Origin of the sequence: Chitinophaga agrisoli (genome assembly GCF_008386695.1) — a bacterium.
Taxonomy (GTDB): Bacteria; Bacteroidota; Bacteroidia; order Chitinophagales; family Chitinophagaceae; genus Chitinophaga; species Chitinophaga agrisoli.
This window is the reverse complement of sequence record NZ_VUOC01000003.1, coordinates 15,841-36,417: the sequence shown is the minus strand read 5'-3', so window position 1 is coordinate 36,417 and position 20,577 is coordinate 15,841. Positions and strand designations below refer to the sequence as shown.

At 43.3% G+C, this 20,577-nt stretch carries 21 protein-coding genes; 8 read left to right on the top strand and 13 right to left on the bottom strand.

Features of this window, described 5'->3' with window-relative positions:
* Nucleotides 1-4: 4 nt before the first annotated feature.
* The 3 genes from F0L74_RS15460 to F0L74_RS15450 all read right to left on the bottom strand — a co-directional run bounded on the left by F0L74_RS15460 (nucleotide 5) and on the right by F0L74_RS15450 (nucleotide 5,549).
* Nucleotides 5-3,529: a TonB-dependent receptor gene (locus F0L74_RS15460; protein WP_149838816.1), complete on the bottom strand. Its 3,525-nt coding sequence runs from the start codon at nucleotides 3,527-3,529 to the stop codon at nucleotides 5-7.
* Between the two features lie 167 nt (nucleotides 3,530-3,696).
* Nucleotides 3,697-4,866: a FecR family protein gene (locus F0L74_RS15455; RefSeq protein WP_149838815.1), complete on the bottom strand. Its 1,170-nt coding sequence runs from the start codon at nucleotides 4,864-4,866 to the stop codon at nucleotides 3,697-3,699.
* 98 nt (nucleotides 4,867-4,964) lie between these two features.
* On the bottom strand, nucleotides 4,965-5,549 hold the full coding sequence (locus tag F0L74_RS15450) for an RNA polymerase sigma factor (protein WP_149838814.1): 585 nt from the start codon (nucleotides 5,547-5,549) through the stop codon (nucleotides 4,965-4,967).
* A 284-nt stretch (nucleotides 5,550-5,833) separates the two neighbouring features.
* Here F0L74_RS15450 and F0L74_RS15445 point away from each other — a divergent pair, with 284 nt between their 5' ends.
* The gene (locus tag F0L74_RS15445; RefSeq protein WP_149838813.1) at nucleotides 5,834-6,538 is read left to right on the top strand and encodes a class I SAM-dependent methyltransferase; all 705 of its coding nucleotides are present in this window, start codon (nucleotides 5,834-5,836) and stop codon (nucleotides 6,536-6,538) included.
* A 170-nt stretch (nucleotides 6,539-6,708) separates the two neighbouring features.
* On the opposite strand, the gene F0L74_RS15440 is transcribed toward F0L74_RS15445, so the two are convergent.
* The gene (locus tag F0L74_RS15440) at nucleotides 6,709-7,503 is read right to left on the bottom strand and encodes a winged helix-turn-helix domain-containing protein (RefSeq protein WP_246197729.1); all 795 of its coding nucleotides are present in this window, start codon (nucleotides 7,501-7,503) and stop codon (nucleotides 6,709-6,711) included.
* Nucleotides 7,504-7,703: 200 nt separating this feature from the next.
* Here F0L74_RS15440 and F0L74_RS15435 point away from each other — a divergent pair, with 200 nt between their 5' ends.
* Together F0L74_RS15435 and F0L74_RS15430 are read left to right on the top strand one after the other, a co-directional pair.
* Complete coding sequence (locus F0L74_RS15435) at nucleotides 7,704-8,300, top strand: hypothetical protein (protein ID WP_246197728.1); 597 nt, start codon at nucleotides 7,704-7,706, stop codon at nucleotides 8,298-8,300.
* A gap of 63 nt (nucleotides 8,301-8,363) precedes the next feature.
* A complete protein-coding gene (locus F0L74_RS15430; protein WP_149838811.1) occupies nucleotides 8,364-9,050 on the top strand; it encodes a hypothetical protein in 687 nt (228 codons plus the stop codon).
* Nucleotides 9,051-9,129: 79 nt separating this feature from the next.
* Here the strand turns inward: F0L74_RS15430 and F0L74_RS15425 are convergent, their stop codons facing one another.
* From F0L74_RS15425 to F0L74_RS15420, 3 genes are all read right to left on the bottom strand, one after another.
* On the bottom strand, nucleotides 9,130-10,218 hold the full coding sequence (locus tag F0L74_RS15425) for a serine hydrolase domain-containing protein (RefSeq protein WP_149838810.1): 1,089 nt from the start codon (nucleotides 10,216-10,218) through the stop codon (nucleotides 9,130-9,132).
* 375 nt (nucleotides 10,219-10,593) lie between these two features.
* Entirely contained in the window at nucleotides 10,594-10,827 is a 234-nt protein-coding gene (locus F0L74_RS33645; protein WP_213086994.1) for a Rossmann-fold NAD(P)-binding domain-containing protein, read from the bottom strand.
* A gap of 14 nt (nucleotides 10,828-10,841) precedes the next feature.
* Entirely contained in the window at nucleotides 10,842-11,459 is a 618-nt protein-coding gene (locus F0L74_RS15420; RefSeq protein ID WP_213086993.1) for an NmrA family NAD(P)-binding protein, read from the bottom strand.
* A 120-nt stretch (nucleotides 11,460-11,579) separates the two neighbouring features.
* Between F0L74_RS15420 and F0L74_RS15415 the strand changes: the two genes are divergently transcribed.
* The gene (locus F0L74_RS15415) at nucleotides 11,580-11,909 is read left to right on the top strand and encodes a winged helix-turn-helix transcriptional regulator (protein WP_149838809.1); all 330 of its coding nucleotides are present in this window, start codon (nucleotides 11,580-11,582) and stop codon (nucleotides 11,907-11,909) included.
* Between the two features lie 229 nt (nucleotides 11,910-12,138).
* Here the strand turns inward: F0L74_RS15415 and F0L74_RS15410 are convergent, their stop codons facing one another.
* Nucleotides 12,139-12,483, bottom strand: coding sequence for a winged helix-turn-helix transcriptional regulator (locus tag F0L74_RS15410; RefSeq protein ID WP_246197727.1), 345 nt, complete (start codon nucleotides 12,481-12,483; stop codon nucleotides 12,139-12,141).
* 101 nt (nucleotides 12,484-12,584) lie between these two features.
* On the opposite strand from F0L74_RS15410, the gene F0L74_RS33910 reads away from it, so the two are divergent.
* The 4 genes from F0L74_RS33910 to F0L74_RS15390 all read left to right on the top strand — a co-directional run bounded on the left by F0L74_RS33910 (nucleotide 12,585) and on the right by F0L74_RS15390 (nucleotide 15,046).
* A complete protein-coding gene (locus F0L74_RS33910) occupies nucleotides 12,585-12,761 on the top strand; it encodes an NAD-dependent epimerase/dehydratase family protein (RefSeq protein WP_246197726.1) in 177 nt (58 codons plus the stop codon).
* 307 nt (nucleotides 12,762-13,068) lie between these two features.
* Nucleotides 13,069-13,725, top strand: a complete 657-nt coding sequence (locus F0L74_RS15400) for an NAD(P)-dependent oxidoreductase (RefSeq protein WP_149838808.1) — start codon at nucleotides 13,069-13,071, stop codon at nucleotides 13,723-13,725.
* Nucleotides 13,726-13,885: 160 nt separating this feature from the next.
* Nucleotides 13,886-14,854: a c-type cytochrome gene (locus tag F0L74_RS15395; RefSeq protein WP_149838807.1), complete on the top strand. Its 969-nt coding sequence runs from the start codon at nucleotides 13,886-13,888 to the stop codon at nucleotides 14,852-14,854.
* A 3-nt stretch (nucleotides 14,855-14,857) separates the two neighbouring features.
* Complete coding sequence (locus F0L74_RS15390; protein ID WP_149839496.1) at nucleotides 14,858-15,046, top strand: winged helix-turn-helix transcriptional regulator; 189 nt, start codon at nucleotides 14,858-14,860, stop codon at nucleotides 15,044-15,046.
* A 559-nt stretch (nucleotides 15,047-15,605) separates the two neighbouring features.
* On the opposite strand, the gene mnmE is transcribed toward F0L74_RS15390, so the two are convergent.
* The 5 genes from mnmE to F0L74_RS15365 form a co-directional block, all read right to left on the bottom strand.
* Nucleotides 15,606-16,988, bottom strand: a complete 1,383-nt coding sequence (gene mnmE / locus F0L74_RS15385) for a tRNA uridine-5-carboxymethylaminomethyl(34) synthesis GTPase MnmE (protein WP_149838806.1) — start codon at nucleotides 16,986-16,988, stop codon at nucleotides 15,606-15,608.
* A gap of 83 nt (nucleotides 16,989-17,071) precedes the next feature.
* On the bottom strand, nucleotides 17,072-17,908 hold the full coding sequence (locus F0L74_RS15380) for an energy transducer TonB (protein ID WP_149838805.1): 837 nt from the start codon (nucleotides 17,906-17,908) through the stop codon (nucleotides 17,072-17,074).
* A 46-nt stretch (nucleotides 17,909-17,954) separates the two neighbouring features.
* Complete coding sequence (locus F0L74_RS15375; protein ID WP_149838804.1) at nucleotides 17,955-18,551, bottom strand: ExbD/TolR family protein; 597 nt, start codon at nucleotides 18,549-18,551, stop codon at nucleotides 17,955-17,957.
* Nucleotides 18,552-18,626: 75 nt separating this feature from the next.
* A complete protein-coding gene (locus F0L74_RS15370) occupies nucleotides 18,627-19,283 on the bottom strand; it encodes an ExbD/TolR family protein (RefSeq protein WP_149838803.1) in 657 nt (218 codons plus the stop codon).
* 71 nt (nucleotides 19,284-19,354) lie between these two features.
* Entirely contained in the window at nucleotides 19,355-20,215 is an 861-nt protein-coding gene (locus tag F0L74_RS15365; RefSeq protein ID WP_149838802.1) for a MotA/TolQ/ExbB proton channel family protein, read from the bottom strand.
* Between the last annotated feature and the right edge of the window lie 362 nt (nucleotides 20,216-20,577).

Below are 20,577 nucleotides of genomic sequence, written 5' to 3'. Positions count from 1 at the left end.
ATTATTAGAGACTGATGTCCAAACCGAACGTAAATGTTTTTGCCCAGGGATACACTTTAGCGGTGCTGGTTGATACCTTGTAGGTGTTTTCTGTAGAGGCCTGCTCCGGGTCGATGTATTTACTTTTCAGCGTGGTAAACGTCAGCAGGTTCTCTCCGCTGAAGTATACCCGGAAGCGGGTCAACCCAATCCTGGACAGCATGGCTGCCGGCAATGAATACCCCAGGGTTACATTTTTCAGGCGGGCATACATCAGGTTCTGCAGGTATTTTGTATTGGCTACTCCCAGGGAGCGGTTCGTACTACTCAGCGCGATGTACCCACGTGGCCGCGGAAAATATGCATCCGGGTTATCCACACTCCATACTTTGCTCAGGAAATCTTTTGGAATAAAGGTGGCATAAGGCCGTGCATAAGGTCCCCAGAAGTTGATGGCCTCTGCGCCCGGATACCAATCCTGTTTGCCAACGCCCTGTACAAATACGGATAAGTCGATATTGTTCCAGTTACCGCCGGTAGTAAAACTGAAGTTGTAGCGAGGCAGTGAATTCCCGATCACTTTACGATCGCCCGGGTTGCTCCGTGTGTTGTTACCCATAGAGATAACGTTATCCCCGTTCAGGTCTTCAAATTTCAGGTCGCCTGCATGCAGGCCCTTGTCCAAGGCGGAAGTGTTGATAATGGTATTAACGGAGCTCTGGTCCACCTTATAATGGGCGGCCTCGTCATCGGTCTTAAAGTAACCGTTTACCTGGTAGCCCCATATTTCTCCGAGCTGCTGGCCTTTGTAGAAATTAGCCAGGTTCTGATTGGGATTGTCGAACCGTGTGATCTTAGAGGTATTATCTCCAATGCCTACGCCTACATAATAGTTTAAGCCTTTACCTGCCAGATCAAACCGATGTTTCCAGTTTATGCTCAGTTCCCAGCCCTTTGTCAGCAGGTCGGAAGCATTTTCTTTTGGGGTGGCGGCGCCGTAATAAGCCGGCAGCGTTTTACCAGCTGTTAGCATGTTAAGCGTTGCCCGGCGGTAAATATCTCCTGTGATGGTCAGTTTTGACTGAAACAGATCCAGGTCCAATCCCAGATTCGTTGTCTTTACGGTTTCCCAGGTCAGTGTGGAGGAGTTGGGCGCGCTTTCCGTGGCAGATGGCGCTACGGCTCCCTCTCCAAATGAATATTTGAGCGTTCCGCCTGCATTGATGGTTTGCAGGTAATCATAATAACCTACCTGCTGGTTACCGAGTGAACCGTAGGAAGCCCTTATTTTAAGGCCGCTCACGGTACGTTGGTCCCAATGCTGGAAAAAGTTCTCTTTATCCAGGCGCCAGCCAGCGGAGAAGGATGGAAAAAATCCAAAACGCCTGCCTTTGGCGAACCGGGAGGTACCGTCATACCTGCCGGCTGCTTCGAACAGGTATTTATCCTTATAGGCATAATTGAGCCGGTAGAAGGTACCGAACAGCGCGTAGTCATTCTGTCCGCCGTTGATCTCGAGCACATCGCCCGTGGCCAGTTCAAAATCGTTTAATTGGTTACTTAACAGGCCATTCCTTGCTACTTTAATATCCTTTAAATATTTGGTCTCGTAGTTATACCCCGCCATCAGTTTAAGGTCGTGATCCCTATTGATCGTTTTGCTATAGGTAGCATAGGTATTTACAGCGTGGTATTCATGGTTTGTCTGGATCTCGTATAATCTGTTATTGCCGATGCCTGAGGTAAGGGTTAACACTTCGCCCGGATACTTGGAATAAGGAATATTTACTGAGCGGTTCATTGTTTGCAGGTTATAATGGGTGAAGCGGTAGCTGGAGCGGATCTCCAGGCCTTTCACCGGTTTGAGCACTGCTTCAATAGTAGGGGAGAATTCTCCTACCTGATCTTCGTTATTGTGCTGCCCCTGGCTAAGCATAGCCGCGTAGCCATCCATTACATTGTAGGTGCTGATGGTGGTCTGATAAACATAGGTGCCATCAGGATTTACCGGCACAATACTGGCCAGGCCGTGGATCAGCGAAGAGCTAAAAGTATTTTCCACGCCAGACACGCCGGGGTAAGCATAGGCGGATTTGAAATAAGAGATATTCGTATTAACATCCAGCCATGGCTTCACCTTAAAATTGACCTTTGAGCGCAGGTTATATTGTTTGATGTTATCCGGGTCCTGACGGAAGATCCCGTTCTGATCAAAATAACTGCCGGAAAGGCTATAATTGATCTTATCACTGCTGCCGTTAATGTTGATATTATGGCTTTGCATGGGCCGGCTTGAGTTAAACAGGTAGTTATACCAATCCGTATTGCCGTAATACACATAACTATCCCTGCCATCCCTGTTCTGTACCGTTACCCATGGCCTTTCCGGGTTTTCTGTTTTATCATCCCTCCTTATCCACAACTGGTAGTAATCATCCTCCGTATATTTTGTGTAGGGCGTTCCTGCATAGTTTTTAAAAAACATATCATTAATGGAAGCTGAATAATAACCCCGCGTTTCGAAATCGGTGGAAGTAGTGGGTGCGCTCCAGGAGGTTTGGCCGGAATAGGAGATCGACGCACGGTTCTTATTACCGGTTTTGGTGGTCACCAGAATAACCCCATACGATGCACGGGCGCCATATACAGCTGCTGCGGAAGCATCCTTCAGCACGGTGATTGACTCCACATCGGCAGGGTTGATACGGTTAATATCGCCCTCAAAGCCATCAATGATCACCAGGGGAACAGCATCATTTGATATAGAGTTTACCCCGCGTATATTAAAGCTCCCCGTAGCGCCTGGCCGGCCTGTTGAGAACTTGACCTGCAAGTTAGGTACGGTACCCTGTAACAGGGAAGACAGGTTAGCCGCCGGTCTGCTTTGCAACATTTTTGAGTCAACTACCGTGGTAGCGCCTGTAAGGCTTTCCTTTTTTTGCGTACCATAGCCTACTACCACCACTTCGTTGATCTTGCTGACAGAAGGTTCCAGCTGTACAATGAAGTTGGTCTCATCACCTAGTTTCACTTGTTTGGAGGTGTATCCCACCATAGAGAACAGCAAACCGGTTGCATTGTCGCCGAGCTGGAGGGTGAATGTGCCGTTTTCCTGCGTCATAGTTTGTTTTCCATCCCCAATCACGGTAACGATAACGCCCTCGAGCGGGTTGCCCTGTTGGTCCAATACCCTGCCGGTGACCGTTCTTTGCTGCACAATTACTTGTGTTGCCGGCTGAGCGGCTGGTTTCTTCTGCTTGCTTAATATGATATTCTTATCTACAATTTTATAGTCCAGCTGATAGCGGTCCAACACTTCTTTTAATGCGGACTCCAGGGCCACTTTTTTGTAGGCCACATTCAAATCCTGCTGACCGGGTATCAGCGACTCACTGTAGAAGATGTTGTAGCCACTTTGTTTTTGTATTTCCCGTAAGAATTGCGCCAGGCTGATGTTCGTTTTTTTCAGGGTAAGCGTTTGTCCGAAAGCAAGTGCCTGTACTTGTAACGTCCCTGCCAACAGCAGGGGAATAGCTAAAGACAATTTCATGGCAATTGGAATTTTATTCGGAGCGGAGCCTCTACCCAGGGCTCGCTTCCGCTGCATTTTTTTGTACATTTGTGATGATTGATTGTTAATTAATAGTTACGTTACGGTCAATCCAATGTATTCAGGGGCGTTGCACCGCTCCTGAATTTTTTTATGGCAATGCTATTTTATTCCATGACGATGACCCTCCTTCCATCCCGTTTAAAGTGAATGTCTCCGGTTAAAGCTAATGTTGCGAGTAATTTATCTATCTGTTCAAATTTGGAGATCTTACCCGAAAAATAATTGTTGGTAAAATTGCCGGTGTATTCCACCTCTACATCATACCAGCGGGCAATGCTGCCCATTACTTCTTTTATGTTGGCATTGTTGAAGGAAAAATTGCCATTTCTCCAGGCGGTAGCGTAGAGCGGGTCTACAGGGGTAACGGTAAAATTGTCCTGTTGCTCCTGAAAGACGGATTGCTCGTTAGGTTTCAGGATCCTTGCCTGGTTGTTTTCTTTGAGTGATTGTAGTTTAACTTTGCCTTCCACCAGGGTAGTGGTAATGTTATTATTGAAGCTATTGATGTTAAAGACGGTTCCCAGTACTTCTAATTGCTGGTTACGGGTTTTTACGATGAAAGGCTGGTTGTTCTTAGCTACATCAAAGTAGGCTTCTCCGTTCAGCTCCACCTGTCTGGTTTTATCCTGGAAACTTACAGGGTAGCGTAAAGAAGTTTGTGCGTTGAGCCAGACGTGGGAGCCATCGGGCAGCTCTACCTGGTATTCGCCACCTTTGGGGGTGACAATAGTATTATATATAGGCTCGCTCTGCTGGCTGGTTGTTGCATAGCGGATAGCTCCGTTTTCGCCTTTGAGGATGAGGAGTGAGCCCTTTTTAATGACGGTATCGCTGGTAGTATTTTCGAGGTCTATGGCCATCCCGTCGTCAAACATGATCCTGGCCCGGTTGGTTCCCGGCAGCACGGTCTGGGAGGCAAGGGTAGCCGGTGTGGGCTGCTTTGCCGGCAGCCATGGTTGTTTCATTACTGCCCAGCTGATGCCAGCGGCCAGGATCACTGCGGCGGCTACGCGTGCCCATATTGCCCAGGTTTTAGCTGGGGCTTTCTTTCCTAAACGACTATCTTCCAGAATGTTGTGGTAAACTCTTTCGCGATCAGCGGGATCTATGGGATGAGGGGTATTTTCCTGCTGCTGGAGGTCTTCCCATACATCGCCCAGTAAATTGTCTGCATCCCCCGTTTCCAGGAAGGAACGCAGTCTTTCCAATTCAGCAGGCGTGCATTGGCGCAGCTGGTATCTTTTAAACAGGTGTTTTAGTTCATCCTTATCCATGAAGGGGCTTTTGCGTATACACGCGCGAGATGGAAAGATGTACTAATGGAAAGGAAGATTTTTTTTGTGGGGCTGGTCAGGGGGATTGCTACTGTTGACTAAAAGAAGATTGTAGCGATGATAATGATCAGGAAAAGTATTTTTTCGAGCCTGAGGCGGATGAATTTGGAAGCGAGGCTGAGGTGATTTCTGACGGTGTTCCTGGAAAGGCCGGCTCTTTCGGCAATGTCCTGGTAGGAGTAGCCTTCCAGTTTATTCATGCGGTAGACCATTTGTTGTTGGGGAGGCAGTTCTTCCAGTACTTCGGTCAGGATGCCGTTCAGGTATTTGCCTTCCAAAGCGGCTTCGATGGGTTGGTCGTGCTCCTGGTAAGTGTTTTTCAACTCAGCCTGGTATTCCTGGCGGACAATTTTTTTGCGGTAGAAGGAAATGGCTAATCTTTTGGCGGTTACGTAGAGGTATGGGAAAAAGCCTTCGCAGTCTTGTATGTTATGCCGGTGGATAAAGAGTTGGATAAAGGCTTCCTGGGTAATTTCTTCTGCTTCTTCTTTGGATTGGCAGAATTTGAAGACTTTCTGGAAGATCAGGTCGTAGTAGCCGTCAAAAATCTTACTAAAAGCAAGGTGGTCGCCGGCCTGGAACCGGACTAGGTCGTCCTGCGTTAAAGTAATGTTAGTCCCCATTGTGTGAATCCCCTTTTAGCGATTAGGGTGGCAAAATAACGTGGTTTATTTAAGCGGAGGGTTAAATCAGGATGAAGTTTATGTTATAAAATGGATGTAAAGGTTTGTTTACAGCCAGTTAGTTAAGCTCCCCAATATAGTATTAAAAAGATACAATACAATAAAAGGATGCCTATTACTCTCTAATCAAAATAGATTAAAAAACATCTCTCTATAAAAAAAATACTACTTTTGAATAGTTTGTTATTGCATAAGTTAGAAACTTTTAGACGCCTAAGAATTAAATGGGAAACTTTATTAAAAATAACTTTGGTATCTGCAATCTTTGCAATGGGATCATCGTCAAGCTCAACAATTTAGACTATGGCTATAGATGCATTAATTGTAGATCCTCTTATGTTCATCGTGCCATTGGCCTGACAATAAATAAATATTTTGAACAAAAACAAAATATTCAAAATGTTACGGTTTATGAACTTTCATCAAGAGGAGCGTTATTTAAGTTTCTTCAAAAGAAGTTTAAGAACTTAGTCTTCTCAGAGTTTTATGATGACGTTACCCCTGGAGAATATAAAAATGGCATCCAGTGTCAGGATGTTCAAAATTTGACTTTTGAAGACGGATCTTTTGAACTGGTAACAAGTACTGAAGTGTTCGAACATGTACCCGATGATCTTAAAGGCTTTCGTGAGGTTGTAAGGGTACTTAAACCAAATGGCAAATTTATTTTCACAGTCCCTTTATTTGAAGTCCCCACGACAATAGAACGTGCCCATTTCGATAAAGATGGCAACCTGGTTCATGTATTGCCACCAGAGTATCATGGCGATAGGATCAGAGGTAAAGAACATGTACTGGCGTTCAGAAATTATGGACTTGATATTGTAGACAGGCTGAAACAGGCGGGATTCTCAAGTGTTGAAATAGCAAGGCCCTCTTCGTTAAAACATCAAATTGCCCGTAAGCAGGTTATCGTCGCTGAAAAATAGCAGTACCCTTAAAATCATTGCTGCCTGCTGCGACTATCAACAATTTAGTTAACACAAAGGACAGAATAGGAACAAAAACAACACATAGTTGAGCCAGTAAGGAGGCTGCTTTTGTTAGCAAATCGTTAGGGCGCTAAAGCTAACGCTGAGGATTGCGGGGCAATTCTTCCTTAAGAGCTAATTTCAAGCTTATAGCCTTTGCCACGTATAACAACAATTTTGATATTGGGATCAGGTTCCAGTTTTTTTCTAAGCTTTGAAATGAACATATCAAGGCTGCGCCCCACAATAACACCTTCGTCTTCCCATATCTCTTTTTGTAACCGGCTTCTCTCTATGGTCTGGTTGGGAGACAACGCGAAAATGAGCAGCAGACGCGCTTCCGTGCCAGTCAGGTCTATGGTGTTTTTATCTATTACCAGCTGCCGTTCCTGCGCATTAAACAAGACCGATCCAAAAGTTAAAATGCCGGTATTTTGATTGCCAGGCTCGGCTTTTCGAGGTTTAACCGATCTAAAAAAAACGAAGCCAACCAATGCTAAAAATGACAAGCTGCCCAAAACATATCCACTCTTTGCTGTATTTATTGCTGCCGGTTTAAATTTAATGTTGATCATGTAACACCCCCTGGGCTGCACTCGTCCTCTACAAGCTATAATATCATTTCTTTTCTTGTTGGATATAGCGTATCCATAGGCTACACTGGAGTTGCTACAGTTCAGCACATTAACAATATAATCACTTGCGAGGGGGTCTTTGGCCAACAAACGCCGGGTAGTATTCACCAACGAGTCCGGCTGAAAAGTAAGCTCATTCTCAAAGTTGATCTGGTATTCATTTCCGGCGATCTTTTTTACCGGAAGCACCCTTGATTTACTGTCGCCCGACTGTGTGAGTAGTTCGTCTCCTATCTTCCGAAGCAAAACTTCCCTCCTGGCAATATCAAAGTCGTCACTGCCCGTCATACTGAAAGTCACGCATGTTATAGAGATAAACAGGAGTAATATCAATCCCCACAGGTATTTGCGTCTCCCGGAAAGTAAATTTCGGCTGTAAAACATACCATTTTACGATTTATTTACAAAGGTTACATTTTTATTTACAATCCAACTTCCTCAGGGTGAAACATATCAAAGTATTTTTGTTGCACCAACTTTGAAAGGATATGAAAACTAAAAAAAATGTCTTTTACGAATCTATACCATTTAAACCAACAAATATTATGAAAAAAATCATTTATGCCCTGATCTTACTGCTGGTTGTGGTAAGCGGACTAGTATTTGCTAATCGTGCAGTCAACAATGAAACTTCTAAGAAGCCCGCTCCAAAGCTGCTTACTGCTGCCGAAAAGGATGCCGAAATGAAAAAATGGAAGGCTACCCCGGAAGGTATAAAGTACACAAAATGGGTAGCTTCCCCCGCAGGCGAAAAAGTGTTTGCCTGTATTGCCAAAATAAGGAAGAACGTTGATGATTATACCAATATGGAGGCTGTTGTAACCTCTCTTTCTCTTCCGCCAGGATCAAGATTAGGTTTCGGTGTGATGGCCAGGATCAATGATGAGGATTACATTGTAAGATTTGAGCCGGAAAAGTCTCAACTTGAGCAATTGCATAGCCTGAAAGTTAACGACAAAATAATCATACGAAGCCATTACATATCGCACGCGCCCAAGTATTCATACCCAATAGTATCGGGCGAATATGTAGAACGGGATGGTAAGGTAATTTTTCAACGTGTCCCCCGCAAAGGCGGTTGCTGAGTTTCCTGCATCGACAACCAGACTTACTTTTTTATAGGAAACTTACTCCGTAGCTAAGAAATTATGAAATACACGCACGTATATACTTTGTTCCTGGCGTTTGTTTTTTGCGCTTCCTGTGGAGGACAAAACAAAACAGATCGCCCAAAAGAAAAAACCAAGTCTGAAACCAAAGGCGTATCCACTTCTGGATGGATTAACACCAAATATAAGTATACTGATGCTGCCGGTGCAAGCCTGATCATACAAAACAGCTTCCCAAGAGGTGGAACAAAATACACTGACCCTGATGGCGAGGTATATAATTATGTTGTATTCTTCACTCGAATAATCAATGAAACAGATAATCCTCTGGAATTGAAGATTGAGTTTCCTGTAGATTCATATGAGGTTCCGTCTTTACCTGGCAAATACTTTAAAATATTGATCCCTCCCGACACCATGACACTTGATAAAGAGTCCGTGTTTAATTATGGCCTGGCAGATTTAGACCCTTTTTTAAATAAGGGTATTCATAGATCCTCTTCATTGAAAAGAACTATTAATTCAAAAGAATCTAGTAGTTTTTATGTTGTAATACTCTGTTTAATTGAAGGAGCACATGGTACCATGCGAACAGGACTTAGCCTGAAAGGGCAAGATCTTTTTTATAGAATAAAAATTGATGGATCAAAAAGTAACACTAAATCAATCGATAAAGAAATTCATTGTGGCAGTATTAATTTAAAGAATTTGATGTTACAGCAATAAACATACAGGCAGCGGGCAATCAATGTGTATAAGAAAAGTAGAAGAAAGGGGCTATTCGCCAATGCAGCAGTAATAATTATTAAAACCCACCGAATTCAGCATCCCGGGCAGCTAATAATTTATCAAGAATTTTTAAATAAAGCTCAGTGGAAACTTGTCGCTCATATTCATACTTTGTCTTATGAGCTATCACAAGGTCAAGTTTTGGCAGAACGGTGATAAATTGTCCAAAGGCGCCTGTGGCGGAATAAGCACCTTCATAGGCGCCTTTATTATATGGTGCATCCCAGATCCACCATAAGTATCCATAACCAAAATGAAAGTAAGCGGTCTTGTTTTGCCCGGCCTCCTTGTTTGTGGTAACAATTGAAGTAGTGGTTTTTATCCAGCTGGCAGGAAGCACTTGTTGATCCTTCCACTTTCCGTTCCTTAACATAAGGTAGCCTAACCGTGCCATATCACGCGTTGAAAACCATATATGATACGCCTTGTATTTTGACTTTGTGGTATCACCGGTCTTTCTTTGCGCTTCAATCCTCCAGTCCTGCATCTGTAGCGGATTAGCCAGTATAGAGTCAATGAGCTCGTATATGCTTTTACCTGTCTGCTGCTCCAGAATATACCCCGCTATATTAAAGTCCCAGTTATTGTATAGCCAAAAGCTGCCTGGTGTAACACTGCCTCTTTTAGGCGCCATAGCAGAAGCGTCACCTTCATTACTGGCTGCATGGTAAACCCCGGAGCGGGCCGTGAGTAAATCATTAATAGTCGCTTTCTTTTCAATCGGCAGTAATCCACCCACATCGTCAAGTCCCAGTTGCTCAATGGTAGTATTCAACTTTATCTTATCATTGGCAACAAAAGGGCCGTATAGCATCGAAAGAATGCTCTTCCTACATGAAGCCAGATAACTAAGTTCTTGTACATCCCCATATTCAAACAAAACTTTACCACTTTGTATCACCACCATTCCCGTAGTGTGAGTGCTATCAATAATAAAACCGCGAAGTTGCTTAAACTTCGTGTTATTCCAGCCATAGTCGCCCGGATTGATCATCCTTTCCCAGGTGCTATCAGGATATACTTCAAGGGAGCTCTGTAAAGGCTTTGGCGTTTGAGCAACTGTGAAAAGTGGAAGTAGTAGCCCTAAAATTATAAGTTTCTGCATGGTTAGATTTCTTTAGTTGTTAAATAGAAGAAAGAACCTACTTCCCGATACAGAATTTACATTTCTTTGAATTTCAAATATTTTCCTATCAAGAGGTACAATCCACGGCCATACTTATCTCATATTTTTCGTTACTACTGTGGGCTCAAAATCGATTTGATATCTTCTTTTAATTCCGACAAGATTCTTAGTCCCTAAATCGTGCCGTCTGATAAATCCTAATTGCGCATATCTCCGCAACGTAGGTGCCGATATAATAGCCTTGTTCCGCAAATAGTTCAATAATATCCAACGGACAAAACCCTTCTTTTTTAGTCGACTTTACTTTCCAGACGGCCCATCTTGTGTTAACAAACAGATGGCTTTCCAGGAATCTTATTTGCCGTAAGTAATTGTCAGGAATTCCTTTAGCTCCATTAGTTTTCTTCCCAACAATTTTGAAAGATCGCTTCGACGCGTATCGAATTCACCATTGGCAATAGCGGTTCCGAACCCTCCTAAAAATGATGCGATTTCTTTAGGAACCCCAGCCTTTACAAGACCGTCGATATAAGTATTGAGATCAGGATTAAGATATTTAACCTCATAACCGGTAATAGCTGAGACCATGCCAGCTATTTCGCCTAATGAATAAGCGGTATCTGCGGTGATGGCATAATTCTATCCTCATGTCCTGGAGTAGTTAATACAACTGCAGCTGCTTCTCCCATTTCAGCTCTTGGCGCCCAGGGCAATTTTCCATTGCCAGCAGGAAAGAAAATACCGGTTTCCAAAAACGTCTCTCCGGAAAAAAATCCTATTGAATCAGCGTAAAGGGTATTATCCAATACGGTATAAGGGATACCTACCTCCTGAAGATAATCAGTTGTATCCTTGTGGATCTGACTAACGTAGGGTATAGCCGTTGTCTCATAATTCTTAATATCTATACCGGTATAAACGATGTGTTTGACACCATTTTCCTTAGCGGCATTAATAACGTTTTTGTGCTGAACAAGCCTGTCAACCATTTCGCTTGAAGAAATTAATAAAAGCTTGTCGACACTCTGAAGCCCCTCTTTAAGAGAATTATAATTATTATAATGCCCCATTTTTATCTGAACACCTTTATCTTTTAAATCGGCTGCTTTGTTTTCATCTCTTACCAAAGCAGTAATCTCATCGGCTGGAACACCTTTTTTTTGTAGCGATTCGATAGTCGCTTTTCCCAAATGTCCTTTAGCACCTGTAACTAAAATCATAATTTGTATTTTAAAAATACTAAAATTTACTTTTGTTACGTAAAGATATTAATGAGGATTTCAAAAAGTAACTGTTACCTTTTAGTAATAATGGAAATAGTGGTAACCTAAATGTGACTAATGGAAAATAAAGTAGAAAATAATTCTTGTCCTTTTACAACAACGATAGCTTTAATAGGCGGAAGATGGAAATCAATAATTCTATTTCTGCTGTCGGATCATACCAGGTGCTTTGGCGAGATAGCCGCCCGGATGCCCTCTATATCGAGGAAAGTATTAAGCGAACAACTGAAGGAACTGGAAGCTGACGGTTTAATTCACCGGGAAAAGTTCAAAGAAATTCCGCCACGGGTAGAGTATTCGTTAACTGACCTTGGGCAAAGTCTTAGGCCAATATTAAAGGATTTGGCAATCTGGGGCCAAAAAATGGTTTTGGATACAGTAAAATAATTATCTGTCAGCTATAAACTAAAGAGACCGTATCATGGATCATGATACGGTCTCTTTAGTTTTTAATTTCATGTAATAATTGAACCTGGTTTCATAATTAAATGAAACAACTTTTCCCGGAACTCATTTATAAGGTGGTGTTTTAAAATTAACTGTAGGCATAATCGGACAAAAGACTTTATTCCTTTAAATATGACACAAGGTGTTCTTTAACATATCCCAAAATGTCTTATTTGGTTACTTTATACTTTTTATCCCATTCTACTAATAGCTGCATCACATCGTTGAGCGACATCCCTTTTTCAGTGAGTGTATACTCCACCCTTGGCGGGACTTCAGCATATACCTTCCGATTGATGATACCGTCAGCTTCCAGTTCTTTTAAATGCCTGGATAATACCTTTAGTGCTATACCTTGAATTCCTTTATGAAGCTCACCAAATCGCCTGGGGCCTGACAATAACATCCAGATAATAACAGGCTTCCACTTGCCGCTTATGATATTGATTGATCCTATTATTGAGCAATCACAATCCATCTCCACTTTTTTTTCAATTATTTTTCCTTTTAACATGTTGATGATGAGTATTACTGTCTTAAATGTCAATACTTGACAAATGTGCTATTACTTGACAAAGGTGAAGTTATGGAATAATTTTGTTGAAATAAGTGAATATGAAGATATTAATTATAGGTGCCACAGGTACCATCGGGAAACACATAACTGCCGCCGTACAAAAAGATCACGATGTAATTAAGGTAGGTTCAAAAACTGCTGATATACACGTAGATATCTCCTCACCCGAGTCAATAGAAAACTTTTACAAACGGGTCGGAAAATTCGACGCCTAATTTGCGCTGCCGGGGACGCGCAGTTCGGGCCTTGGGTATTTATGAGCGATGCTGATTCAGGATTGGCGTTAATAGTAAATTGATGGGTCAGGTTAACCTCGTATTGATCGGCCTGCATTACATTAATCCGAAAGGGTCGCGTTCCGGTTACCATGAGCCGGGTAACGCACGCTTATATCAAAAGCGTTTTGGGCGGACAAACCGGTTAGATCTATAAAGTGTTGTAACAAGCACTCAAAAATTATAAAATAAAAAGACAAAATGGCTTTTGTCCAATAGAAAATTACCAAACAAGTAAAATAAAGTTATGAAAATACTCATTTTAGGAGCCACTGGTAGAACCGGTCGTCTAATTGTTGAAGAGGCATTAAAACAAGGCTATGATTTAAATATTTTAGTGCGAGATAAAAACAAAATAGCCTTTAGCTCAAAATCAATTAAAGTATATCAAGGAACACCTACCCGAAGAGCAGATTTAGCAGCTGCAATGCAGGGGTGTGATCTGATCATAAGTGCTTTGGGTATCGTAAGAGCCTCAGATGCTCCCTGGTCTAAATTAATAACCGCCAAAAATTTCATATCTGAAAGCATAAAAAATGCGATAGCTGAAGCGGATCAACAAAATCTAAAACGCTTAATTACAGTCTCTGCGTGGGGTGTTGGGGAAACCAAAAAGGAAATTCCTTTTTGGCTCAGATGGTTAATTAACTATACCAACCTCGGCCCCGTCTACGCGGAACACGAAGCAGAGGAAAAATTATTAGCAAATTCAAACTTAATTTGGACGGCTGTACGGCCTGTTGCCTTAAATGATTCCAAAAAGATAAAAACCTTAAAGGTGAGTTTTAATAACTTCCCTAAACCAAGTTTACAAATCAGCAGGCAAAGCGTGGCTAAATTCATCGTTGATATAGTAAAATCAGATAAGTACGATATGAAAAGCCCAACTATTTCTGAAAACTAATAAGGCTGGGAGGTGTAAAACCCGTATGGTCTCAGTAGAGGAGCCCTTGGTCGGTATTATAACCATAGTCGTTAACATAGATGAATGAACTTGAGCGAAAATAGTTATCCCATTACGGGATAACTATCAAAGCTTTCTAGAGCAAAAAAATTAGCATAATATGAATGCAGTAAAGGTAATTGGATTTATTCTACTCGGATTGTTGATACTGGTTGCTGCCACCGGCACTTATGTAACGGTGGCATTACCAGACACAGGCGCAGCGCCTCAACTTAAAATAGAACGCACAGCAGAACGGATAAAACGCGGCAACTATTTAGCCAACCATGTTGCTGTTTGTATGGACTGCCACAGCACTAAGGACGAGAGTTTGTACGCAGGCCCGGTGGTGGGCGGCTTTGCAGCTGGAGGTGAAAAGTTTGATCAACAGATGGGCTTGCCCGGTAAGTTTTACGCATCTAATATAACCCCTTATAAATTATCCAATTGGACAGATGGCGAAATATTCAGGGCGCTGACTACCGGAGAGAACAAATTTGGCAAAGCCATCTTTCCACTAATGCCCTGGGATCATATAGGGCAAATGGATAAAGAGGACGTATATAGCATTATTGCTTATTTGCGTTCAATTCCTGCAATTAAAAAAGACATACCGCCGTCAGAAATTGACTTCCCGGTCAATTTTATCATTAATACCATGCCGCATAAGGCACATTTGGGTAAGCTACCCTCGGAAAATGATACCATCAAGTATGGCGCTTACCTTGTTAACGCAGCGGCTTGTGTAGATTGTCATAGTAAAAGATATCATGGGGATATTATCCCTGGGACAGAGTTTGGCGGTGGAATGGAATTTAATCAGCAGGGAGGCGTTGTACACTCTGCAAATATTACACCTGATAAATTAACCGGCATTGGATCATGGAGTAAAGAGATATTCATCCAACGATTTAAAAGCTTTGAAGGTAAAGAAAAGCAAGCTGCTAAACTTAACCCCGGCGATCTACAAACACCAATGCCGTGGTATTTGTATGCAGGAATGAAGGCCAACGATTTGGCGGCAATCTATGCTTATTTAAGAACTGTTAAACCGGTCAACAATCGGGTTATTGTGTTTCACAAATTGTAATTTATTAAGTATGTAGCAGGTATATCTCCCAAAGTATTATCCGGTGAACTAAGACACCTTGAAATGAACGGTCTGATCGAAAGGACCGTTTATACCGGAAGACCAGTTGTTGTCGAATACTCTATAACGAAATATGGACGTAGCCTTGATCGTCTGATAAACGCTTTTGTATCCATCACCCCTCAATCTTAGTTGTCAGTGACATCTCAACAAAGAAGTATTAAAGCCAGACAAACATGGATCAAGTGTTATGAGCAATTGGCTTCTGTAAGCAAAGCAGTAAAGGGCCCGGGGAATAACAGGTCTAAAATTCATCTCCAAATCGCATGAGGGAAGGGATATTCCATTTTTGCTGATTATGGCTCTATAACACAACCCTTCCAGTTTTGAGGTAGCAGCTCTTTGTTTTTGACGATTTAACAAACACAGTATTTGATAGCAACGGGCTTTAAATTTATATACAATATTTACGTGAAATTAAAAATGTTTTTCCCATAATCTCGGAAAAGGATACTTCACATTAGCATACTCACTGTGAGAGAATTGTCTGAAAAAACTTACCAAATGTAATTGAATACCTTGAGAAAACTGGGCTATAAATACTACCAATAATGCCAGAAAGTAACACAATAGTGAACATCCAACAAAAAAATAAAACGCAGGAAAATTAAAGGAATCTGTTAAAATACAGTCCTGATAAGCATTACGTTAGGAAAGCTGATGAAAACAAGGAAAAGTAAAAGAAAGCCCCCTACTTCCCAATACAAAACTTACTGAATATAAAATCCAGCTGATCCTCATTGGTAATCTCTCCAGTGATCTCTCCCAGGTAATGTAAACACCTCCGTATATCTAACGATAACAAATCCCCCGGCAGCCCGGTATCCATCCCCTGCTTTACATCCATTAAGGACTGCAATACTGACTGCAGCGCAGCATAATGCCGGGCGTTGGTAACAATAGTAGCCTCTGTATTAATATCGCCGCTCATTACTTTTTGTACAAGCTGGTTCTTTAAGTCGTCGATATGGTTGTGATTGCGGGCGGAGATGAAGAGTATACCAGGTATATCGCGGAATTTTTCCTGTATGGCAGATTCGCCAAGGAGATCCGTTTTGTTGCCGACGAGCAGGTGGTTGATACCATCCTGTTCAAACGCAACTATTTGCTGACGGATGTCTTCCACAGAAAGCTCATTTACATCAAAGAGATAAATAACTACACCTGCCTCTTTGATCTTTTCCAGGGTCTTCTGTACGCCTATGCTTTCGATGGTATCTACGCTATCGCGGATGCCAGCGGTGTCTATGAGGCGGAAGAGGATGCCCTGAATATTCAGCACCTCTTCAATCGTATCCCGGGTAGTGCCGGCGATATCGCTAACAATAGCCCGGTTCTCATTGAGCAGGGTATTGAGCAAAGTAGATTTCCCGGCGTTGGGTTTGCCTACAATGGCGGTGTTAACGCCGTTCTTAATAACGTTGCCCATCTTAAAGGAATCCGCCAGGTGTTTTACTACCTCCATGGCCGTTTTGATGAGGGCATAGAGCTGCGTACGGTCCGCAAACTCAACATCTTCCTGGCTAAAATCCAGCTCCAGCTCTATAAGCGCGGAGAAGCGGATCAGCTGCTCGCGCAGGTCCTGCAGCTCACGGGAAAACCCGCCGCGCATTTGCTGCATAGCCGTTTGGTGGCTGGCGGCGGAATGGCTGGCAATAAGGTCTGCCACGGACTCTGCCTGGGCCAGGTCCAGCTTGCCGTTGAGGAAGGCGCGGAGGGTGAATTCGCCTGGTTTGGCCATACGGGCGCCGGCATGGATACAGGCGTCTATGAGCTGCTGTTGTATGTAGGGGGATCCGTGGCAGGAGAGCTCCACGACGTTCTCGCCGGTATAGGAACGGGGGCCTTTAAAAAGGCTGACTACCACCTCGTCTATGACCTTCCCATCCGCCACTATGCTGCCTACATGGAGGGTGTGGCTGGCCTGCTGCTCCAGGTCTCTGGAGGGAAAGAGGCGGTTACTGATCGTAATGGCCTCCGGGCCGCTTAGGCGTATCACTGCAATGGCGCCTACCCCTGGAGCGGTAGCCAGCGCCACAATCGTTTCATCGTATCCTGATAGTTTACCTGACATAACAAGGCGGCAATATAGCACAAATAAAAAATTCCTCACCGGGTTGGCCCGGTGAGGAATGTAAGAATATCATCTGAACAGTACTACTCTTGTAAAGTAAAGCGGATGGGGAGGTTAAACTGTACGGATACCTGACGGCCGTTCTGCTTACCAGGTTTCCATTTGGGCATGGTTTTCACCACGCGCACAGCTTCTTCTTCCAGGCCGCCACCTTTAGCAGCGCCTACTGTTTTAACATCTTTGATGGTACCTTCTGAGTCTACCACGAATTGCACAAACACAGTACCGGAAATACCGTTTTCCTGCGCTACACGCGGGTAACGGATGTTCTTGCTCAGGTATTTGGCCAGGGCTTCCTCACCACCGGGGAAGGTGGGCGGTTGTTCCACGAAAGTGAAGATCTCTTCTTTAGGAGGCGGCGGGGGGGCTTCTACCACACCTGTACCTTTGCTATCTTCCAGCAATCCCGGGTCGATACCGTTGGGATCACCTTCCATAGTTTTAGTACTAACCGCTTTATCCTTGATCTCTTCTACTTTTGGTGGTTCTTCTTCCGGTGGCACCTCGTTATCCTTTTTAATAACGGGCGGCGTAAACTGTACGGACGGTTTCACCGGCGGGGGGGGCGCAGGAGGCGGAGGGGGCGGCGGCGGAGTCTTGGGATCGTCCGGCAGCTTGATATCCTCCATCTTTATCTGCTCAATCACGGGTTTTTTAGGGTTTCTAGCCTCTATACCGCGTATGATATTGCTAACAGCGTAACCACCCACCCCTAAGAGACAAACGGCAGCAGTGCCGATGAGGGCATTGCGTACGCGTTTCTCGTACTTTCTTCTCAGTTCGTATGCCCCATATTCTTTATTCCTGCCTTCGAACAGGATGTCAAGAAAATCGGCATTTAGTATTTTAGCTGAATCCATTGTCTTTATTTTATAGATGGATGCAAAAAATTGAATTTTTCACAAATTACTGAGCTCCACCAACGTTAGCCGTTTCGGTTTGCTTGATCCATGTTTTATCCTGGTCGCTGATATCAACGGCTGCATAACGCTGGATGCGGTTAATGGCCATTTCGTCCAGGATATCCACGAAGTTCTTGTAGGTGGACTGGTCATCGGCTTTGATGATCACCACTACATCTTCAGGCTCGCCTTTTGCGTTTCTCAGTTGTGCTACTTCATCTCTTTTTTTGGTAATCACATCCCGTATACCGTTCTTATTGGCAAAGGAAGTTGCCTTAAAGAATTCAGGGTTGGCGGAAGCGTTAGGGTCCTGCGCCAGACCTGCGTAGTAATATACACGGTTATTTTTTCCAAGCAGTATAGTCAGGGCAGTGCTCTCTTTCACCTTATTCTGCTCCTTCTCATCTTTTGTATCCTTTGGCATGATCAAGTCCATTGTTTTGGGCTTGGACATGGTAGTGGTGAGCATGAAGAAGGTGATCAGGAGAAAGCCTAAGTCCACCATGGGTGTCATATCCACGCGGGTAGAAAGCTTTTTGGATTTCGTACCCCCATGTTTTTTGCCAGCTCCACCCTTACTACTGGTATCCATTTCTGCCATAGTAGTAGCTTTTTTGGTTTAGAATTGGCAGCGTAGCTTCCGCGGAAATCACCTGCCGTTTACTAAATAAATTGATTAATCTTTCTTTCCGCCGGTTTGCTGAGCCAGAGCGGCAGCTGTACCCGGGGGTATAGCTTCCAGGTTGGTTACCAGGTTCAGTTTCTGTATTTTAAGATCTTTGAAGGTCTGCATGATCTCTTTGATCTTAGGATAAGGCGTTTCGTTATCCGCCTTGATACAGTACTGCAGTCTGGGATTGCCACCCTGTGCGGTTCTGGCGTAGTTGATCCAGGTAGACAGCTCATTGTTGGCTGAGTCAGCAGGAATGCCTGATTCCAGACCTGAGGTTTTGCGGGCTTCCGCCTTCATTCCCAGGTAGCTATTCAGGTTCTTCAGTTCAGCACCTACTACGGCGCCTACGATGAAGTTGTTCATTGCCTTCTGATCCAAATTCAGTTTGAACTGTGAATTCAGGTCCTCGATCAGTTTCTTACGCTTCGGTTGTCCGTCCATGCTAAAGAAAATCCTACCGGTTTTGTCCACAGTGAATAAAATCACGTCAGAATCAGGCAGGAGTTTCGTATTAATGGAGGACGGAGTAACCACCGTTACAGGCTCTTCCGGTTTGAATTTAGTGGCCAGCATGAAGAACGTGAGCAACAGGAACGCAACGTCACACATTGCGGTCATGTCAATCATCGTACTTTTCCGGGCCATTTTAATTTTAGGCATCTTTACTCCTTTTTAGTTTCAACTTTAATTAAGATTCAAAACCGCTGAAATTCCATACAAATAATTAAAAATTATTTGTGGTTAGCAGCAAAGCTCTGAGTTAAAGTAAAGCCAGACTCGTCAATAGCGTAAGTGATGCTATCGATATTGGTAGTAAAGTAGTTGTACATGATGATAGCTACGGCAGAAGTACCGATACCCAGAGCAGTATTGATCAGGGCCTCAGAGATACCACCAGCCAGCTGAGCGGAGTCAGGAGCACCACCGGTTGCCATTGCGGAGAACGCGCGGATCATACCTAATACTGTACCGAACAGGCCGATCAGGGTAGCGATAGAAGCGATAGTGGACAGGAACACCAGGTTCTTTTCCATCATAGGCAGTTCCAGCGCAGTAGTTTCTTCGATCTCTTGTTTGATAGTCAGGATCTTCTGTTCGGTATCCAGTTCAGTGTTACCGATCATTTCTTTATATTTTTTCAGACCTGCTTTCAGTACGTTACCTACAGAACCTTTCTGCTTGTCGCATTCAGCCAGTGCTGCATCTACGTTTTTGTTAGCCAGGTGATATTGTACTTTGCGTACCAGCTCGCTGCCGCTAAATTTACCTTTAGCTTTAGTCAGATACAGGAAACGCTCAATTACGAAAGTTAAGCAAACCAGCAGTACAGTGATAAGAACGGGTACTACGGGTCCACCCATGTAAACTGTTCCAAACCATTTACCAATGCCTTCCTCAACTGGATGGCCGCCTACAACGCCTCCCTGAAAGTTAGACGGGCTACCCAATACAAAGATGTAAAAGAGTATGCCGATGGCCAAACAGATAGGAATGGCCAGTGCCGCAAACAGGTTGTTCGATTTTTTAGGTTGATTGGAAGTCGTTGTCGATTTGGCAGCAGCTGCAGTCACAGTTGTTTTAGTCTCAGCCATGTTGATTGAATTTTAGTGTTAAAAATTAAACTATGGTTTTTTAGTATTTCCGTTTGTTGTGAATAACTGTAACAATTACAATTACGCGAATCGCAAATATTAGACGGTTGCCTTAAAAAAACAAGTGCTGCTCAAAAAATCTCACAAAATTTAACCTGCACACAAAGTCCTTGCGAAAGGACTTTCAATTCCAGTTTTATTGAGCATACACTTTAAGCACTAACGAGTAGCAACAACATCTAATGGTTATTTAACCTTTATTGTTACTGTCCTTGAAAATCGAAATTTATTGATTTTTTTTCAAAGTTGGACGCACAATTTAAGGAAATTTTTAAATGTTCCAACAAATTTTACCCCTTTAT

Coding starts and splice junctions, on each gene's coding strand:
- F0L74_RS15450 (WP_149838814.1), bottom strand. CDS start 5,549: ATGGGGACTAACATTACTTTAACGCAGGACGACCTAGTCCGGTTCCAG.
- F0L74_RS15370 (WP_149838803.1), bottom strand. CDS start 19,283: ATGCCTAAAATTAAAATGGCCCGGAAAAGTACGATGATTGACATGACC.
- F0L74_RS15375 (WP_149838804.1), bottom strand. CDS start 18,551: ATGGCAGAAATGGATACCAGTAGTAAGGGTGGAGCTGGCAAAAAACAT.
- F0L74_RS33910 (WP_246197726.1), top strand. CDS start 12,585: ATGAAGATATTAATTATAGGTGCCACAGGTACCATCGGGAAACACATA.
- F0L74_RS15460 (WP_149838816.1), bottom strand. CDS start 3,529: ATGAAATTGTCTTTAGCTATTCCCCTGCTGTTGGCAGGGACGTTACAA.
- mnmE (WP_149838806.1), bottom strand. CDS start 16,988: ATGTCAGGTAAACTATCAGGATACGATGAAACGATTGTGGCGCTGGCT.
- F0L74_RS15400 (WP_149838808.1), top strand. CDS start 13,069: ATGAAAATACTCATTTTAGGAGCCACTGGTAGAACCGGTCGTCTAATT.
- F0L74_RS15455 (WP_149838815.1), bottom strand. CDS start 4,866: ATGGATAAGGATGAACTAAAACACCTGTTTAAAAGATACCAGCTGCGC.
- F0L74_RS15365 (WP_149838802.1), bottom strand. CDS start 20,215: ATGGCTGAGACTAAAACAACTGTGACTGCAGCTGCTGCCAAATCGACA.
- F0L74_RS15410 (WP_246197727.1), bottom strand. CDS start 12,483: ATGTTAAAAGGAAAAATAATTGAAAAAAAAGTGGAGATGGATTGTGAT.
- F0L74_RS15425 (WP_149838810.1), bottom strand. CDS start 10,218: ATGCAGAAACTTATAATTTTAGGGCTACTACTTCCACTTTTCACAGTT.
- F0L74_RS15430 (WP_149838811.1), top strand. CDS start 8,364: ATGAAATACACGCACGTATATACTTTGTTCCTGGCGTTTGTTTTTTGC.
- F0L74_RS15415 (WP_149838809.1), top strand. CDS start 11,580: ATGGAAAATAAAGTAGAAAATAATTCTTGTCCTTTTACAACAACGATA.
- F0L74_RS15435 (WP_246197728.1), top strand. CDS start 7,704: ATGAAAACTAAAAAAAATGTCTTTTACGAATCTATACCATTTAAACCA.
- F0L74_RS15440 (WP_246197729.1), bottom strand. CDS start 7,503: ATGACGGGCAGTGACGACTTTGATATTGCCAGGAGGGAAGTTTTGCTT.
- F0L74_RS15445 (WP_149838813.1), top strand. CDS start 5,834: ATGGGAAACTTTATTAAAAATAACTTTGGTATCTGCAATCTTTGCAAT.
- F0L74_RS15395 (WP_149838807.1), top strand. CDS start 13,886: ATGAATGCAGTAAAGGTAATTGGATTTATTCTACTCGGATTGTTGATA.
- F0L74_RS33645 (WP_213086994.1), bottom strand. CDS start 10,827: ATGGTCTCAGCTATTACCGGTTATGAGGTTAAATATCTTAATCCTGAT.
- F0L74_RS15420 (WP_213086993.1), bottom strand. CDS start 11,459: ATGATTTTAGTTACAGGTGCTAAAGGACATTTGGGAAAAGCGACTATC.
- F0L74_RS15380 (WP_149838805.1), bottom strand. CDS start 17,908: ATGGATTCAGCTAAAATACTAAATGCCGATTTTCTTGACATCCTGTTC.